At 34.5% G+C, this 18205-nt stretch carries 17 protein-coding genes; 9 read left to right on the top strand and 8 right to left on the bottom strand.

Translation table 11 applies throughout. From position 1 onward, the window contains the following. Positions 1 to 18: 18 nt before the first annotated feature. The 3 genes from D569_RS0110725 to D569_RS0110715 all read right to left on the bottom strand — a co-directional run bounded on the left by D569_RS0110725 (position 19) and on the right by D569_RS0110715 (position 2270). Positions 19 to 972: a DMT family transporter gene (locus tag D569_RS0110725; protein WP_018932416.1), complete on the bottom strand. Its 954-nt coding sequence runs from the start codon at positions 970 to 972 to the stop codon at positions 19 to 21. Between the two features lie 54 nt (positions 973 to 1026). After that, positions 1027 to 1461, bottom strand: coding sequence for a hypothetical protein (locus D569_RS0110720; protein WP_018932415.1), 435 nt, complete (start codon positions 1459 to 1461; stop codon positions 1027 to 1029). 122 nt (positions 1462 to 1583) lie between these two features. Next, entirely contained in the window at positions 1584 to 2270 is a 687-nt protein-coding gene (locus D569_RS0110715; RefSeq protein WP_018932414.1) for a DUF4386 domain-containing protein, read from the bottom strand. Between the two features lie 74 nt (positions 2271 to 2344). Here D569_RS0110715 and D569_RS0110710 point away from each other — a divergent pair, with 74 nt between their 5' ends. Together D569_RS0110710 and D569_RS0110705 are read left to right on the top strand one after the other, a co-directional pair. Next, positions 2345 to 3214 carry a helix-turn-helix transcriptional regulator gene (locus D569_RS0110710; protein WP_018932413.1) on the top strand — a complete coding sequence of 290 codons (870 nt, stop codon included), beginning with the start codon at positions 2345 to 2347 and terminating at the stop codon, positions 3212 to 3214. A gap of 323 nt (positions 3215 to 3537) precedes the next feature. Then, a complete protein-coding gene (locus D569_RS0110705) occupies positions 3538 to 4629 on the top strand; it encodes a hypothetical protein (RefSeq protein WP_018932412.1) in 1092 nt (363 codons plus the stop codon). A gap of 159 nt (positions 4630 to 4788) precedes the next feature. Here the strand turns inward: D569_RS0110705 and D569_RS0110700 are convergent, their stop codons facing one another. After that, entirely contained in the window at positions 4789 to 5460 is a 672-nt protein-coding gene (locus D569_RS0110700; protein ID WP_018932411.1) for a deoxynucleoside kinase, read from the bottom strand. A 737-nt stretch (positions 5461 to 6197) separates the two neighbouring features. Here D569_RS0110700 and D569_RS0110690 point away from each other — a divergent pair. Further along, a complete protein-coding gene (locus tag D569_RS0110690) occupies positions 6198 to 6710 on the top strand; it encodes a type 1 glutamine amidotransferase domain-containing protein (RefSeq protein ID WP_018932410.1) in 513 nt (170 codons plus the stop codon). An 87-nt stretch (positions 6711 to 6797) separates the two neighbouring features. Here the strand turns inward: D569_RS0110690 and D569_RS0110685 are convergent, their stop codons facing one another. The 3 genes from D569_RS0110685 to D569_RS0110675 form a co-directional block, all read right to left on the bottom strand. Further along, entirely contained in the window at positions 6798 to 7277 is a 480-nt protein-coding gene (locus D569_RS0110685; RefSeq protein ID WP_018932409.1) for a GNAT family N-acetyltransferase, read from the bottom strand. A gap of 134 nt (positions 7278 to 7411) precedes the next feature. Next, entirely contained in the window at positions 7412 to 8854 is a 1443-nt protein-coding gene (locus D569_RS0110680; RefSeq protein ID WP_018932408.1) for a DEAD/DEAH box helicase, read from the bottom strand. Positions 8855 to 9026: 172 nt separating this feature from the next. After that, the gene (locus D569_RS0110675; protein WP_018932407.1) at positions 9027 to 9227 is read right to left on the bottom strand and encodes a cold-shock protein; all 201 of its coding nucleotides are present in this window, start codon (positions 9225 to 9227) and stop codon (positions 9027 to 9029) included. A gap of 545 nt (positions 9228 to 9772) precedes the next feature. Here D569_RS0110675 and D569_RS0110670 point away from each other — a divergent pair. From D569_RS0110670 to D569_RS0110645, 5 genes are all read left to right on the top strand, one after another. Beyond that, the gene (locus D569_RS0110670; protein ID WP_018932406.1) at positions 9773 to 10561 is read left to right on the top strand and encodes a hypothetical protein; all 789 of its coding nucleotides are present in this window, start codon (positions 9773 to 9775) and stop codon (positions 10559 to 10561) included. A gap of 5 nt (positions 10562 to 10566) precedes the next feature. After that, positions 10567 to 11031, top strand: coding sequence for a hypothetical protein (locus D569_RS0110665; RefSeq protein ID WP_018932405.1), 465 nt, complete (start codon positions 10567 to 10569; stop codon positions 11029 to 11031). Positions 11032 to 11679: 648 nt separating this feature from the next. Next, positions 11680 to 12264, top strand: a complete 585-nt coding sequence (locus D569_RS23630) for a TetR/AcrR family transcriptional regulator (RefSeq protein WP_018932403.1) — start codon at positions 11680 to 11682, stop codon at positions 12262 to 12264. A 59-nt stretch (positions 12265 to 12323) separates the two neighbouring features. Further along, positions 12324 to 12884, top strand: coding sequence for a hypothetical protein (locus D569_RS0110650; protein ID WP_018932402.1), 561 nt, complete (start codon positions 12324 to 12326; stop codon positions 12882 to 12884). Then, a complete protein-coding gene (locus D569_RS0110645; RefSeq protein WP_018932401.1) occupies positions 12868 to 13482 on the top strand; it encodes a GNAT family N-acetyltransferase in 615 nt (204 codons plus the stop codon). The genes D569_RS0110650 and D569_RS0110645 overlap by 17 nt, the downstream gene beginning before the upstream one ends. A gap of 371 nt (positions 13483 to 13853) precedes the next feature. On the opposite strand, the gene D569_RS0110635 is transcribed toward D569_RS0110645, so the two are convergent. Further along, positions 13854 to 16574 (bottom strand): P-loop NTPase family protein, encoded by a 2721-nt coding sequence (locus D569_RS0110635; protein WP_018932399.1) that lies wholly within the window; start codon positions 16572 to 16574, stop codon positions 13854 to 13856. 638 nt (positions 16575 to 17212) lie between these two features. Here D569_RS0110635 and D569_RS0110630 point away from each other — a divergent pair. Further along, positions 17213 to 18124 (top strand): glycine betaine ABC transporter substrate-binding protein, encoded by a 912-nt coding sequence (locus D569_RS0110630; RefSeq protein WP_018932398.1) that lies wholly within the window; start codon positions 17213 to 17215, stop codon positions 18122 to 18124. Positions 18125 to 18205: the final 81 nt, after the last annotated feature.

Raw genomic sequence — 18205 nt, 5'->3', positions numbered from 1 at the left:
TAAATGCTATTCATTTCATCATTGATTGTAATCTTCAATCATGACTTGTTTCTCTATTTTTTGTTTCTTTAATCCATTCTTATATGTAGCAATAAATACTCCAGTTATAACCAGTATCATACCAAAAAGTTGTTGCCACGTTATACGCTCTCCGTACAACAGTACAGCAATCCAGCCAGCATTAATCGGAACAAGATTCATGTAAATACTCGCTTTACTCGCACCAATCTGGTGAATCCCCATATTCCAAAGAAGAAAACCAATGACGGTTGCAAAAACAACCATATAGATCATCTCCAGCCATGATTGACCAGACATAGCTAATACCGCTTTCCATTCTCCGTCAAAAAATGAGCCTATCGCAAGAAAGATCGAACCAATTAAAGTAGTAATAGTTGTTGTAAATAATGGAGAAACACCTTGCATCACAACTTTTCCTATTAACCCGTGGATAACCCAACTAGCTAAAGCCGCCATAAACAATAAATCCCCCTTGTTAAAGGAGAGGGAAAGTAAAGTTTGAAAGGACCCTTGCATAATGACAAGAAATACACCTGTTAACGATAGAAATAAGCCAACTCCTAAACGTTTATTCCATATTTCACTCAAAAAGAAAATCGCCCCTAATGTAATGAAAACAGGAGAAGTTGCCATAATTAAAGAGCCATTAACCGCATTGGTATATTTTAAAGCAATAAAGAAGAAAGCATTATAGCTGAATATTCCCGTAATTGCCATCAGAAAAAGACCTAACCATCGGCTTCTTAATACTGTCCAATTCCATTCACCGCGTAGTAATACAATAATCAATAATAACAGTCCAGCGGAACCAAATCGTAATGTTGCTGCTATTAGTGGCGAAATTTCCGTAATAACGTGTTGAGCTGTTCCAAAAGCCCCACCCCAAAAGAGTGGAACCAAAAATAATAGAAAATAAATTTTTTTGCTCTTTTCTGCAGATTGAATACTCACTTTTCTTTCTTCCTTCCTAGCTAACCGCTTGGTGTCTTGAGACCTGTTAATCTACTAATTCCCTGAAATAGATCCGAAATGAGTTTCCTCACCATTATTAAAAAGTTTAATAGTCTCATAATTTTTATCTACGTTTATCTCATAAAACAACTCATTGCTGAATGCTTCATCTGAATAATTCAACGTTTGATCACTTTCATATGATAAACTTATTGTTTCACGATCTGCTTTGACATTAAAATTAGTAAAGTGAACAGCCTTTTCACCTTGTTTTACATTCGAACCGTTGAGATATACAAAGATAGAGCTATTTTGGTTATCAAAGTAGAGGTGAACACCATTTTGTTCGTTAACGTCATGAAAAAACGATTGGATATCCTTGCTAAGACTACCTTCACTCTTTTCAGTGAGCGACAAAGATAAGTTCGAATTACATCCAACTAAAAGAACAATCCCCAAAAGAATAACAAACAAAAACCTTCTGAACATAACTCCCTCGTTCCCCTCTTTATTGAAGCATCACCAAAAATAGCATACCACTCCATGTAAGATTTGGCATGCTATTTGATTAGTTATTTAGTTTTCAGCTTTTCTTCAGCAAAATTAAACCATTAATTCGCTTTTAATTTTTCAAGCATCTGCCTATTAAATCCTTTCGCAATCAGCCAGACTGCCAAGCTTATTTCATAAACACCTACTGGTAAAGCGATCAGAGCTTTTGCTGTTGACCATTGCTCCACCACTCCGAACATTTCCAGCATCCCAGCAATAAATACTGAAATAGCGGTGATCATGCCAAATCCTGCTAATGGTCGAGGTATAAGTCTCGTTCTGAACAATATATAACTATACATGAACGTGTTGATCCCTAACATTAAGTTAGGTCCTAAAATAAATATCCACTGGTGAACAGCTTGCAACATATAACCAGTATCATCATTGATTAGTTGACCTGCATCATGATAAATACTCAATTGTAAAAGAGCTAAAATACTTACCGTACCTATAGCAACAAAGACGGTTTCCATAAAACGAAAACTAAATTGAGCTAAAGCAAGATGTTCGTTCCAGTGACGCAGATACGGATAGAATAATACAGCGGTTCCTATCATGGATACAATCAAAGCTATTTCATTTAGTACACCCATTAATATTTGTACCTCTAGCCCATTGCCTACAGCCATATACCATTGTTCTGATAAAACTGGATCATAAAGAATAACAGCTATAATTGAGGTAACCGCAGCTGAAATATATAAAATACCTAAAATCATTCCATTCATTCTGTCTTTTGTCATACTATTTTCCTCCTTAAAATAATTCACCTATGATATAATAATTACACAACCATTTAGGATTAGAGGCGTTAATTATGGATCACTATGAAGTTATAGAGCGTGCTTTAAAATATATTGAAGACAATATCGAAGAACCATTATCCGTGGAGTCTGTAGCTGATTCTTTCAACATGTCCAAATACTATTTTCATAGACTTTTTTCTGCGATGATGGGGTACTCATTAAATCATTACATCTTAACCAGAAGACTGAATGCTTCCCTAAAATTAATGCAAAACGATGATTTATCCCTCACAGATATTGCTTATCAACTTAACTTCGGAACGCAATCATCCTTTACCCGTGCCTTTAAACGCCAATATGGTATTACACCAAGTTCTCTAAGAGGAAATGATGGTAAGCTACCACAAAGATCTATCCCTCCAGTTGTAAAAAGACCTATTAAAAACATCAATGGTGATATTGTTACCGATTTTACCCTTACAGAATTTCCAACCATTGAGTTGAATGGAATTGCTTTTGAAGTGGATCTAGCAACAGAAGATTATAGATCAAAAATTCGCTCTCATTCCAAATTGCTGTTAAACAATATTGACGAAGCAATTCAAGGATCATGTTATGTCATCTATTCAGATTGTCAGCCGAATTCCACTCGTTTCAAGGTTCTCTTTGGAATTTCACAGGATATAAAAATAGATCACCCACACTTTTTCACCGTGAATGTACCGCAGCTTTTTTGTGCTAAGTTCAAATATTCTGGTGACCTAATTGATATCAGCGAGGTTTTAAAAACGGATTACGCAAGGTTTTTAAAAATCTCCAAACAAGAATCAGGAGATTCTCATATCGAACTTGTGCAAGTTTTTGAAGACATTCACCAACTGGACTCCACTTACCATATCTATACTCCGATCAAAAAGTTACAAATGGATACTGATATTTAATATGATTGAAGTAATTCATCCTCCTTTCCTTTTAAATAACTTTGTATACTTATAAAATAATGGAAAAGTTTTCGTTATACTTTCCATTTCTTGCTGTAACGGATACCAAGGTTAACAGGCTGCCATTTTATAATGTTGTAGTTGGCTTACATGGGTTATGCGAAGTTTTGTAATTTTTTGGAAGGTAGAAACTGTTTTCTTCCTATAATTCCCTTTCTATTACAAATATAATATTTGGAAAAAAATGAAACTTTTATACTATATAGCATAATGGAAAGTTATGGTATTCTTATTCAGGATATAGAATGGAAAGGGGAAAAAGAATGAAACTATGTAATATTTTTACGGGACTATCTATTATTTTGCTTTTTGGAATAGTTGGATGCGGTAGTGATGACGCTTCAGGGTCAAAAGGAGGATCAGGTGAATTTAAAGAGATAGCTTCCATTGATGTAGAAGGTCATCTTGCACCGCATAATTTTTTCATAAGCGATGATGGTGAAATTTTAAATTATGGGGAACAGGATGAAAGTCTTAGCGAACCAGATCGGATGAAGGTTTGGGTTGATGGAGAGACTGAAGAACTTGATATGGAAACCTTTGATCACTTTTCTTATTTACATCCTGAAGGTAACATTTATTCAACTATAAATGACCAGAATAATGAAACAACTCCATACACTCTTGTGAAATATGATCCGCGAACAGGGGAATCTGAAGAGTTTTTAAAAACGGTTGAAGCTGAAGACTTCTTTCACGTAGGACCAGGGTATGTAAGTGAAGAAGAAGGATTAATTCCAGTGAGAAGTGATGGATATGATGAATTGAATTTTTATCTATGGGATTATCAAAACGATGAAATAGAGATGTATGAGTTGACGGAAGAATTATATGAGCTATTTGGTGAAATAGAACGAACTCATGAACCAAAACTAGCTTTATCACGTGATGCAAAATCATTGTATATCAGTTACACAGAAGGAATTTCACACTATAATACGGAAACAGGTGAATTAAATGAAGTGTTCATTGGTGAGGATATGGATGCTAATTCAGTCAAAGTAACGTTAGATAATCAATATGCTGTCACACGAAAATATACGGGAAGTGAAGATATAATAGGCCTCGCTAACTTTTATATTACAGACAGAGACAGTTTTGAGCAAAAAGAAATTGGTGAAGGTACAGAAGTCTTTCCAATTGCTGACGGTAAAATAGTAATGCAAAAAGTAAATGAACTGACATTTTATGATATAGAATCTGAGGAAACATCTCCATTTTATACGATTGAACTTGGAGAAGAAGAAGATCTTAAAAAAGTGGTAGTAAGTGGTGATGGAAACACTATCGCCTATGGCTATGAAAAAGAGGGAGAAGAGGAAGATAAGACGACGATCAAGATAATACGTCGTTAAATGATTAGTCTTCCTTTACCTCTGCAAGAACTTAGACAGACCAAGACCGTTCATGTTTGAGCATGTACGGTCTTTTATTATCCTAGGACTAAGGTGCAGTAGGATCTACTACACCCTCACTTACACAGTTGATAATGCTCAAAATTTTATACTCTCGTTCTATACGTTTAGTACATCTAATTCTTTTTTTATTTGAGCGATGATATATTCACGATCGGATGGATTGTTCTCAAAATCTAATTGGTCCACGTTAATTTTCAAAACAGGCGAAGCGTCATATGCTTCAAAATATTCTCTGTATTCTTTATTCAACCTCTCCCAATATGCATCTTCTGTATCAACTTCATAACTTCTACCACGTTTATTAATACGACGAATCGCTTCATCTGTTGATATTTCAAGGTATATCATTAATGCAGGTGGCTCGCAGTGTTCAATCATATTTTTGAATAAGTCTAAATAAATATTAAATTCCTCTTCAGACATTTCACCATTATCCTTTAACATTTTGGCAAAAATAACATCTCCATAAATAGAACGATCCAACACTGCCTTGTTCAATTTACTAGCATTTTTTATATGTTTGAACCGTTCATTCAAGAAGAATACTTGTAAAGGAAAGCTGTACCGTTCACGGTCATAATAAAATCTATCTAAAATCGGATTATTCACAACGGGTTCTTCAAATGGTGTATACCCTAACTCGTTTACAACTATATCCATTAAAGTTGTCTTCCCTACACCTACTACACCATCTATCGTAATCATTTTCCATCCATCTCCTTCTGTCCTTTTTAACCTTTTTAAACAATCTTGATAAAAGCTTTTCATTCTATTTAGCCCCTTTAAAAAAATCTAGAACCCGTATCCCTCGAAGCTATGAAAATAATAAAGTGAAACTTTTCCCCACTGAGCAGTTAAAGCTTGAAGTGGCGGTCATACAGACGATTAGCACCGTGATAAATAATAGCATATCAAAACATAATCAAAAACGAGATTTTATTGGTTCTTATATACATGCTTTTAGTCTAAGTATTGAAAAGCAACTTGTATATTATAACACAGACTGTTCATGCGAAATAACGTTTTTCAGGAAGAAAATATATTAACTTGTATAAAAGTTGAAACACCCTCGAGAAGCGCTCTCAAAGACAAAAACGAATGAAACAGTAAAAATGGCTATGAGATAAATTCTTATAGACATACAAGCGAGAAAATACGAAAAAGTGTCTATAAGATGGATTCTTATGGACAAAAAAGTGGTGAAATACGAAAAAGTGTCTATAAGATGAATTCTTATGGACAGAAAAGCGGTGAAATGTGAAAAAGTGTCTATAAGATGAATTCTTATGGATAGAAAAGCGATGAAATGTGAAAAAGTGTCTATGAGATGGATTCTTATGGACAGAAAAGCGGTGAAATGTGAAAAAGTGTCTATAAGATAGATTTTTGAGTCTAACGGAGGATTCACTCTATTTTTCACAGCTTCTTTAAGCAGTCTACTTTACTTATTATAACTTATTTCTTATGATTGTATTTGAAATTAGAAATGGAAAGGATGAGTTAACATGGGTAAGAAAATTGCTGCTCTTGTAACAGATATGGTAGAAGAAATCGAATTAACTGATCCTGCAAAAGCGTATGAAGATGCAGGTCATACAATAGAAATTATTAGTGAAGAAGCAAACAAAGAAATAACTGGTAAAAATGGTGACAAAATCAAAGCTGATAAAGGTATTGATGAGGTAAATCCTAGTGATTATGACGCTCTATTAATCCCAGGAGGATTTTCACCAGATTTATTACGTATTAACCCGAAAAATGGTGCATTTGCAAAGGCGTTTTTACAAGAAGACAAGCCAGTATTCACCATTTGCCACGGACCACAATTCCTTGTAGAAACAGACCTATTAAAAGATAGAGAAATGACAAGCTTCGTGTCTGTACGTAAAGATTTAGAAAATGCTGGCGCAATAGTAAAAGATGAAGAAGTGGTTGTAGACAACAACCTGGTAACTAGCAGAACTCCTGATGACCTTCCTGCATTCAATAGAGAGTCACTTAAATTATTGGAAAACTAGTAGAAAAACAAAAAGGAAAGTGCATAGGATGACTATGCGCTTTCCTTTTCTTAATGTTATATAACTCTCAAGCTTTTGATAGCTTGCTTATGATAACTCCTTTATATACCAAGTGTCACAAGCATTGTGTTCTGATGCTTCCATCGGTTTATCAAGCTGCTTAAAACCAAACCTACTATAGAGTTGGTTGGCGATTTGAAGTTTGTCCATTGTTTCTAAATAACAAAATGTATAGTGCTTTTTTGCGAAGTTTAATGCTACTGTAATCAATTTTTTGGATAAACCTCTACCTTGTGCTTCAGGGATAATGTACAATTTTTGCAACTCGCATATATTTTTTTCCTGGTCGAAAGGTGCAATACCTACCCCACCCATTACTTCCTCATGTTCATTTACAACAACCCAATATTTGGCGTTTGGTTGTTGCTGATAAAATTGTGCTAATCTTCCTAGTTGTGGATCAAAATAAGCTGTACCTGAAATATTTAAGGAAAAAGACTCAAGAGATTGCTTAATAATTCTCTCCATTGCCTGATTATCTTTTTCTACCATTTCACGAATTTCCATAATCACTTCCCCCTATCTCTCTACCGCTTAATCGATACTATTCTACTACAAATTGATCGAAATATTAACGAAATTGTATTTTAGTCCTTCCAATAATAGAGTTTAAGGGGGACTGTGTACGTATTTGAATATTTCTATTTCCTTGCTTTGCTTACTTTTAATTTCTTTCCTTTAACTTTTGTATGTTCCATCGCTTCCAAAACTAGAGATCCTTTGCCATTCAATATATCAACATAAGACCAATTATCTTTAATGGTAATAATCCCAATATCGTCTGCTGTTACATTTGGGATATTTGAAATAGTACCAACAAGATCCACAGCCCGAATTTTCTTCTTTTTGCCACCATTAAAATGCAATTTCATAATATCTTGATTGATTCTAGCTGTTTTATTATTTTTAACAATCCGTCGTTCGGTCATTTTTTTATCAAAGGCTTCTTTTGCTTTCTTTACTGCTTCTTTCGAAGGTATCTCCCGTTTACGAAGCTCAAAACCGATATACTTCTCAATTGGTCGCAAATATTTGTTTTCATAATCAGCTACAAAGGTAATCGCCTTCCCTTTATTACCTGCACGACCTGTTCTTCCTGTTCGGTGTACATAGCTTTCTTTTTCCATTGGGACATCAAAGTTAATCACGAGAGACACATTATCTACATCTATGCCTCTAGCTGCTACATCTGTTGCTACAAGATAACGAAATTCTCCCAATTTAAAGCCTTTCATTACAGAAAATCGTTTTTCTTGTTCTAAACCACCATGAATTTGTTCACAAGAATAATGAGACTGTTCTAACTCACTCCATACTTCGTTTACTTGTTCTTGGGTATTACAGAAAATGATACAGCTATCTGGATTTTCAACAATGGTTACATCCTTAAGTAAAGCCATTTTCGCGTCTTTTTTCACTTCAAATAAACTGTGCTCTATTCGATCAGTTGTGACTTCTGTTGTAATTTCAACATTTACAGGGTCTTTCATATATTGATGGCAAAGCTTTTCAATTTCTTTTGGTAAGGTTGCTGAGTACAACATCGTTACTCTGTTCGATGGTACTTGTTTAATGATAGCTTCTACCTCATCTATAAAGCCCATTCTAAGCATTTCATCTGCTTCATCAATGACAAGATATTTTATTTGCTCTAAATCTAATGTCCCTTTTTCGATATGATCCATTACTCGCCCCGGAGTACCTACAACGACATGTGTTTTTTGTTTCAGTTCATCCTTTTGAATAGCAAAGGATTCTTTGCCATATAGAGCTAATGCTTTGATTCGTTTAAACCTGCCGATATTGGTTATATCTTCACGAACTTGAGCAGCTAGTTCTCTTGTCGGGGCTAGCACTAATGCTTGTGGCTTATTTTCTTCCCAGACCATTTTTTCACAAATAGGAATAGCAAAAGCAGCAGTCTTTCCACTTCCGGTTTGAGACTTTACTATTAGATCTTGGTTCTCCAATACTCGTGGAATGACTTCACTTTGTACCTCTGTAGGCTTATTGTATTTTAATACATCTAGTGCTTTTTTTAATTCAGCACTTAATAGATAGCTTTCAAAATCTCTTTCATTCATTTGTTACCCTCATTTATATTAGATTTATTTATACTATTTGCGCAGACTGTTCATCATATTCAAATATAAGAAAAGCGAATACATTTTTCACTGTTGCTGTAATGTTGACTGATAAATGATTTTTCTCTCTGCAAAAAAAGAAAAAGGACTCTATGGAAGAGCCCTTTAATCATTATGCTTTATTAACGTTAGTAGCTTGAAGTCCGCGTTGACCTTCTTCAGTATCAAACGTAACTGTTTGACCTTCTTCTAAAGTTTTAAATCCTTCACCTTGAATAGCTGAGAAATGTACGAATAAATCTTCGCCACCTTCTACTTCGATAAAACCGAAACCTTTATCTGCATTAAACCATTTAACTGTACCTTGTTGCATATTTGTTTCCTCCTATGTGGATATCCCCACCATTTATTACTATCAATGTTCAATTTAGATAAAAGGCGAAAAGTGCAAAATTTACTCTTTTCTCTCAGACCGATACCGAACAAAAATAAGTCTTATTTAGAATAGCAGATAATGTCTGGAATAGCAACTAATATTTGGATAGACCCATTCCTATCGTTACTATATTGATTGATTTCTAATTCTTTTTCTTAAGTATAAACATTTACCAAAGAAGAGATACACTTATACTAAATAACTAAATCAACATCTCTAACGACGTTTTATTTACATAATTTTGAAAACTAGAGAGACATTAATCATTAAGAGGTGTTCTAACATGATAAGGTTGTAATAGTAGCATTTATATTAACCATTCTATCCCCATCTATTGTATTGGCAAATAAAGAAGCGAATAACGTGACCTCTCCACTACAAGAAGAACTTGTAAGAGATTGTTATTCAGAGGCCCAGAATGGTTGAAATAGAGTATATATCATGTAAATCATGTTAAAGATTATTTTTTAGGTGGATTAAAAATGCAAAACTACAATAATGACAATACAGCAAGGCGTTACAAGGCACATGTCAGTATACTGGGAACAACACAAGTTCATCTAAGAAATCCATATATTATTGCTTGGTGGAGTGCGGCATGTCCAGGATTCGGACATTTATTACTTTCCAAATATATACGTGGCTATTTATTGTTTATCTGGGAAGTTATAATCAATGTCCAAACGAAACTTAACCTTGCAATGATTTATTCGTTTCAAGGGAAAATGGACATGGCTAAAGAGGTTTTGGATACACGATGGCTGCTCATTTATATCCCTGTTTACCTTTTCGCCATTTGGGATAGCTATCGAACAACCATCGACTTGAATAAAGTTTACCTATTGGCAGAAAGAGAAAATCACCGTTTTAACTCTTTTGTCTTATCACCAATAGAAATAAATTACCTAGATAAGAGAAATCCTATACTAGCTTGTATCTGGTCGTTATTCATGCCTGGTCTAGGGCAATTATATATCCATAGAATTTTAACGGCTGCTTTTGTAGGCATTTGGGCTATTGTCTTTTTTTATCAATCTCATGCTCTCGAGGCTGTGTCTTTATTATTTTTAGGAGAAATCCAAAAAGCAACTACAACCTTAAATCCACAATGGTTATTATTTTTTCCGTCTCTGTATGGCTTTGCTATTTATGATTCATATTCAGCGACAGTTGAAAACAACAAACTCTATGAAAAAGAACAAAGATCATATTTAAAAGACCATTATCAAAACGCTAATTTTCAGATTCTAAAAAGACAAAAAGTGAAGTGATTAAAATGCAACTATTTTCAACATTTGAAAATAATACCTTTTTAGAATTAGCTATTTCTACGCTAGAGAAAAAGGGAATCATGAAAGAAAATATATATGCTGTTCCACTTGATAACCGAGAAGAAGAGTGGAAATTATTTGATACACTGCATCGTTCAGACGGTACAAGCATGATTGATATTGGTTTAGCACTTGCGACCGCCTTCTCTGTTATTGGAGCAAGTATAGGCTTTGAATTAGCATTAGGCCCAATATATTGGGGGTTAATCGGTGCATTCATAGGCTTCCTAATCGGGCTTATTATTCGTCTTTTTACTGAACGGATTATTAAAAGAAAGAAACGATTATTAAAAGGAAAACATTCAGAAGTTATTGTAATCATTGAGTGTGAGGAAACACAAGCAGAATTAGTAGAAAATATACTGTGGAATCACTTTGCGATCGGAGTAGCAAAAGTAACCTCCAAATAGAAAGGAATATAGATGTGTGGATATTTATTTTTGTCATTTTTGTTTTCTTCAACTTTATTGCATTTTTTTCTCCTAAAAAGCTAAATAAGATTGAAATTTATGCTACATCCATTTTTGCTTTTGTATATGGACTTTTAACTGATATCATACTTAACCTACATTATCATTTGTATGGTTATTTTCGAGTAGGATTTGATTGGCTTGCCCTGCTAGGAATATTATTGTACTTTCCTTCCATTAGTTTTTTATTTCTAAATTTTTATCCTTCTACTAAGAAGTTAGGAACTAAAGTTCTCTATATCTTACTTTGGACTGCATTTTCCGTTGTTTTTGAATGGATTTCTTTGCAGACAGCGTTTTTTTACTACGTTAGCTGGAAACTTTGGTATTCTGCGTTATTATACCCTTTCATCTTTCTTACCCTTATTATCCATTGGAAGTTTATTCAAAAGTTAAGCTATAAATAAAATTGCTTATATTGTTGGCTTTTAGGAGCAAAAGGAACAAAGTACCTAATTCAAATTGCAATCTTAAAGTTTGATGAAGCCAGACAATAAACATAACGGTTCAAGTTCATCTATAAACATTGACCGATCGGACAGTTAGTGTTAAGATAAAAATATATAAAGGTCCAATCAGGAGGTTGAAATGAGTCACGATTTAAGGATTACAAAAGGCAATGAAACAAAAGAGCGTATTCTGGTTGCCTCTATGACAATCATTGCTGAAGAAGGTATCGAAGGATTAAGCGCAAAAAAAATAGCAGATCTTTTGGGAATTAGTAAGAGCAATATTTTCCACCACTTTGGCTCTGTAGATAGCATTTTAGATACCATTTTCGAGCATATACTTGTTGATTTAGTCGAACCTGTTAAAACCTATCAGGGTAAAGATTTGGAAGGATTTTTCCTTTTTCTTGGTGAGAGTATTTACTCATTAAGTGACGAAGAGAGGTTATCTTATTCTGTTTTATTTCATTTCTATAATACGTGCTTACACAATGAAAAATACAGGGACTATTTGTTAAAGGCTAAGCACGAGGTCGTTGACGCTATTGCTACACAATTATCACACTATAGCACTCAAGAAAAAGAGAGGCTTTTCAAAGTTTCTGAAATGATCATTATGACGTTAGATGGTTACGGTCTCCATTCTTTACTAGAATCAGATGTCGTAACGTTTAAAGAAATTTGGACTTTACAAATAAAAGCATGGCAGTCTTTATTAAAATAACTACTGCCATTTCTCCAAATAATAAAATTGACCGATCGAACGGTTAGAAGGAGTGCTCTATGATTAAAATCCCCTCGTTTTTCCATGAGATATTAGGTGAATTCCAGACGAAATCATCCTTACTTGTGATTGCTTGTTTTGTACTTATATCCGGCTGTACATTATGTTTATTAACGTTTGATGAATGGCGCGGTTTATCTTTGCTAAAACAAATTGTCATGTGGTTTTTGTTTTTAGATATTTCAGGAGGTGTTGTCGCAAACTTAACGAAGGGAACCGATATCTTTTATGAGCAGCACCCAAGAATGAGATGGATATTTATAGCCATCCATATTCAACCGATTATCCTTTCATGGGCAATGGAAATCTCCATTTACTATGGGATTATAGTTTGTGTCTACACTTTAATTAGTGCCATAGTCTTAAATTGGATGAGATCTTCCTCCATCCATAACCTCTTAGCCGGTGGATTAACTGGGTTAGGATTACTAATGGTGGTTTACCTTGGGCAGACAATTCCACTTTTCGCTTCCGCTATATTCATTTTTTATGTTTTTAAGGTATTGTACAGCTTTTCTGTTTTTCATCACAGGGGGGCTCATCATGAACAAACAAATTAACGAAAATCATATATCCTTACTTACTCGAGCTTTTGCGAAAGACCCTATGTTTATCCACTTATTCTCAAATCAAAAAAGAGAGCGGCAAATGAAAAGTTTAATTCGATTTATCATTAAACGAAATCATTTATTAGATGGGCTGATCCTCACAGACCATGCTACGAAGCCAAGTTACATCGCAATTGTCGATCGACCTAGCAATCTTACAAACGTATCTATAAAAGCTAAGATTAACTTAAATATCGAAATGCTGTTATTAGTATTGAAGCTACCTTTTCGTGTACTTAGGTATTTAACTAAGTATCAAAAAGTAACTTTTTCAAATGCCCCCAATGAACCACATTATTATCTAACTATGATCGGGGTAGATCCCTCCTATCAAGGAAAGGGAATAGGTAAAAAGGTTCTAAAACAGCTCGATGAAATTGCTGCGTCTTCACCAATCTCCTATTCCATATCACTTGATACAGAGAATCAGCAGAATGTTGCCTTTTATGAACGATTTGGCTATGAGTTAAGAAATACAACCATAATCGATGGACTTAGCGTTTATTGTATGACGAAATCTAAAGAATCGAATCATTATAATGTCACGTAGAACCCTTGGCAAAAGTAGGTATTAAGAAAAAACGGCAACTCACGCCGGTCGATTATTACTTTGGTATTAATGATGAAATATTTGAACAAGTTGACTCCGGCTGCCCACTTCCCTTTCCTGAGAGTTTTCCCTTCAGCTAACTTTTTCGAGCACAACCTCTCGAAAAAGTGGATCTTTAGGTCAAACAATTCCCACAAGAGTGGAAATAAGCATCCTTCGTTAATCTGCTCTACAACATACGTCAGACTTGGCAACCTGGGTTATTCTCCAGTTTCGCTTTTTATAGTTCAATATACTTTTGTTTCGCGGCGGATGATATCCTTTCTTCCCTTCTTTAAAAAGCCATTACAATACCACTAAGTTTATTTTGATTAACTATTTTCATAGATTCGTTCTCTTGTAGCAAACATCCATTCATATTGACGTAGTCTTAATTCAAACAAGGTAATCGGGTTGCGGTATACCTCTGGTTTTTGTTGCATTTCGCTTAGGATATCTTTATTTTCTTCAATCTCATCATATGTCTCTGCTAAGACTGCATCTAATTCATCATACGGATCTGTAAAGAATATCTTAATATCCCGTTCTAAAGATTTCCCAAATATTTCGAATTGCTGCATAAATTCATCTATAAGTACTTCGCTTGTTTTGCTGTAGTCTTTCCCTTCCATATAGTGTTTATATTTCTCATGGAGAGTTTCTTTATTTTTTGATAATGCACCAACAAGCTTTCCTGCACTTTTCCATAAAAATTGTGAAATGGTAGCATTGCTCATAAAAGTCGCCTTTGTCAACTGTATATTCCCTCTTGTCATTCGATTCATATCCCGATTCCAGTCATCTAGTACCCTTGTGTCACACTCGAAAAATATCTTGTCTTCACCATATAGATGATTAAAACTCTCGCTCATTTCACCTAAGTACTCTTGGCTGTCATTCAGTTCCCTTTCACTATTCTCCATCCATTCTTGCAGTTCTATATATAAATCTGGTAAAACTGTTTCTTCAATATAATGATTAATTCGCTTATTTATTTCATCGTTAAGCACAGTATGAATTTTTGCAAAATCTCTATCTTCCTTAATCACTTCAGAACTTTGTCGAACCAATTCTGGAATCTTTATCGTCAAATCCTTTTTCCATTCTTCTATAATTTTGCTGTATGACTTTTTAATAACTTGAACCGTATTCTCTTCTAAATCACTTAACTGATGTTGAGCACCCTTCAGTTTAGTGACTATCTCTTCATTCCATTTAATGTTATCGATTAATGAATTTTCTACTTCTTCACGTTTTAAAAGCAAATACTTAATCGATTTCCGAATATAATACAAAATCTTTGACGCACGCTCTTGTTCTAAGCTATGTCCACCCATTATAGACCTAGTAAAAGCAGAAAACTCGTTTATTTGATTATTTTCTTCTCCATATGTGGAATAAGTGAATGCTTTCGCCTTTGGGAAATAAGCATCAATTCTAGATATTATTTTCTCCGTCCGTTCCATCACTTCCTGACTGTCCGTATTTCGGTCCGTATTGCATAATAGAAAATGAATAGGGAGTTCTGGTGCCTGTTCCTTGATTTGAACAGCCATATCCAATTCATTACCTGTCAAATTGGAGTCCGCATTTAAAACAAACAATAAGCTGTCTGCTACATACAGATAATGATTACCATCGGTCTGCGGAGTATCAATTAATGTAAGTTTATTTTCATTTAAGAACGGTACCGGCATCTTACAAGAAATAAATGCCTGCTCATCTTTTGTTGCTTCTTTAAACTCGTTATGTTCAGCTATGCTTCTTTCTTCTTCATTCGTAATGGCATGAATTTTCGCATTATCTGCATCTTTATAAAGGATCGTAGCATTAGCAGGCTCTTCTGAAACCTCCTCATCAAGCAACATGTTCACAAATGACGCCTTTCCGCTCGTCTCTGTTCCTGTAATCATCAGATGATATTGATTTAAATTCTGCAGTTCGTGAACGATCCATTCGAAACGTTTATCCAATAACAAGCCTTCATTCTCTGCCCATTTCATGATCGACCTGAAAAGCTTGAATCCATCTTCTACACCTTTCTGATCATAAGCAGACCGGCTTAACAGACTTTCCGCCTTATTAATAATAGAAGCTTCCATATCGGATGAATACATTTCGCTCCACGCTAGTACAGCTGATGATGCTATCGCAGCATCTGAAGCCGTAGATACTTTCATCCAATTGGTTAAATGACTTGGTATTAAATAAGAAAATTCTCTAATCAAAAATGTACCATTTATTAATTCAAAGTATGTTCCCCTAAACTGATTAGGAAGCTTACTCCAAACACAGGAAGGTCCCGGTTCCATGTTTAGCATTAGATCATTTATTTCTTCCAGCCAAGGAAAATATAAATCCGTTTGTTTATAACTATTCCATAGTGCTGTTGCTAAACTTTCAAAGCGATTCAGATCAATGTTAGATAAAGTCATTAATACTTCGCGGAAATAGTTTGGCTTTATTTTTACAGTATGCCCATTTTCTACATACTCTTCTAAGGTCATAAACCATGATAATGATTCTGTTCGTATTGCTTCATTAACTGCAAGTTCAACAGCATTTTCCCAATCCTGTTGGTCTTCAAAGAAAACTCGTGCTACATCAGTGACATCAGGATAGTCTGGATTGATATCCACCGCATGCTTAATCGATTCAACTGCCTTTGCATGCTTACCAAGTTGTATGTATAGTGAAAATAGTTGTAGAAGAACTTCTGTTTTTAACACTTCAGAATCTGTTTCAACTGCATTATAGTAGTCCTCGGCAATGGCAAGTAAATTCATTTTTGCATGAGCATCTGCTATATTTTTCTGCGCCCAAGGTTTCAATTCATTAGCAACGTTTTCCCATTTAAAAATGGCCGCCTCATAATCTTTATACAGAAAATAAACCTCTCCCTGAGCAAAACGAATATACGATAAATCAGGCATTTCATTTTGCTGCTCATCTATATATAATTCACCCAATACCTTGATTGGCTCCACATTATGAATACCTTCTATAAATGTATGATAATAGGATTTACTAATTAGTTGTTTCTCCATGGTCATCCTGTTCCCCCATATTGCTTTATTTAAAACGTGCTATATATAAAGTGTGACTTCTATCAGTGGAGGTTTTTGCTCTCCACCGGTGATTAGTGAAACTTATCAGAGTATTAGCGTCCGTTCTCTCCTACCTTAGCTTCTTTGTTTTACTCGAACCTTAAAGTGGAGTTTTGCGGACGATTAGCACGGTGATAAAACTCTATCCTATATTCTAACAAACATAACCCCGCACAATATTTCAATTCTTTATCATTTAGAATACAATTTTGTATCTCTCCTCAGCTGAATATAATGAATGGATTAAAAAGAGTTACTAGAATTGTTATAATGACTTCGCTTTTAGTATGAATTGACTGAAATCACGTTTTACCACTTGAACATTTAGCTTAAACACGTTAGTATAAAGTATGTAAAGAACGTTTTAAAAAAATTTAACAAATTTATTAAGGAGGGATATGATTCATTTGCTTTAATATCGAAAAAGCCTGTATTCTTATATATAGTTTAAGAATACTATTACATGACTTCTATGCTTCTAAATAGGAGATAAGTTGATGTTTTGCTTTTATATTAAAATATTTCTGAACTAATTTTATGTTTGAAATATTTTAAATAAATAGATAATAAGGGAGTTTTCAACAATGAACAAATGGAAGAAAGAGTTAAGTATTATTTTTACACTATTAGTGGTTGCTGTATTGACAGCATGCGGGGACACTAGTGATCCATCAAACAGTGACCAAACAGAGGAAGACCAGGAGTCACATACAGAAGTAAATAATGAAGAAATAACAATTGGTCAAATTAATTGGGCCGAAAACATCGCTGTAACGAATATGTGGAAAGCGATATTAGAAGATAAAGGTTATAACGTCCAGTTAAATGTATTAGACATGGGTGTGATGATGCAAGCATTAGAAAGTGGCGATATGGACGCTCATTTAGAAATTTGGTTACCGGTTCAAGATGCTAATTACCTTGAAGAGTATCAGGAAACAGTTAATTTCTCAGAAGCTACTTGGTTTGATAATGCTAAAGTAGGGCTTGTAGTTCCAGAATATGTAGAAGAAGTAAATAGTATAGAAGATTTAAATGAACACAAAGATTTGTTTGAAGGAGAAATTGTTGGTTTTGACGCTGGTGCAGGTACAATGGATGTGACGAAAGAATTAATTGATGATTATAATCTTGAATTTGAACTATTAGCAAGCTCTGAAGCTACCATGTTAGTTGAGATTAGAGAATCAATAAAAAATGAAGAACCAATCGTTGCGCCACTATGGACACCACACTGGGCTTTCTCTAAATATGACTTAAAATTCCTAGAAGACCCACAAAACACGTACGGTGGAGTAGAAAAAATTCACCATGCTACAAGAGAAGGATTTAGCGAAGATTTTCCAAACGTTAGCGAATGGATTAATAACTGGAAAATGAATGACGAGCAAATTGGTGAATTAATTGATTATGTGGAAAATGCTGAAGAACCACTCGATGGAGCTAAAGAATGGATCGATGAAAATCAAGAATTGGTTGATGAATGGGTAGAATAAGGAAAAAGATAAAAGAAGTTAGTCTCTCTTACTGGTGAGACTAGCTTCTTTTTTGTAGTTAAATAAGCACATTGCACACAG

The organism is Gracilibacillus lacisalsi DSM 19029 (genome assembly GCF_000377765.1).
GTDB lineage: Bacteria > Bacillota > Bacilli > Bacillales > Amphibacillaceae > Gracilibacillus > Gracilibacillus lacisalsi.
This window is presented reverse-complemented; position numbering and strand designations above follow the sequence as displayed.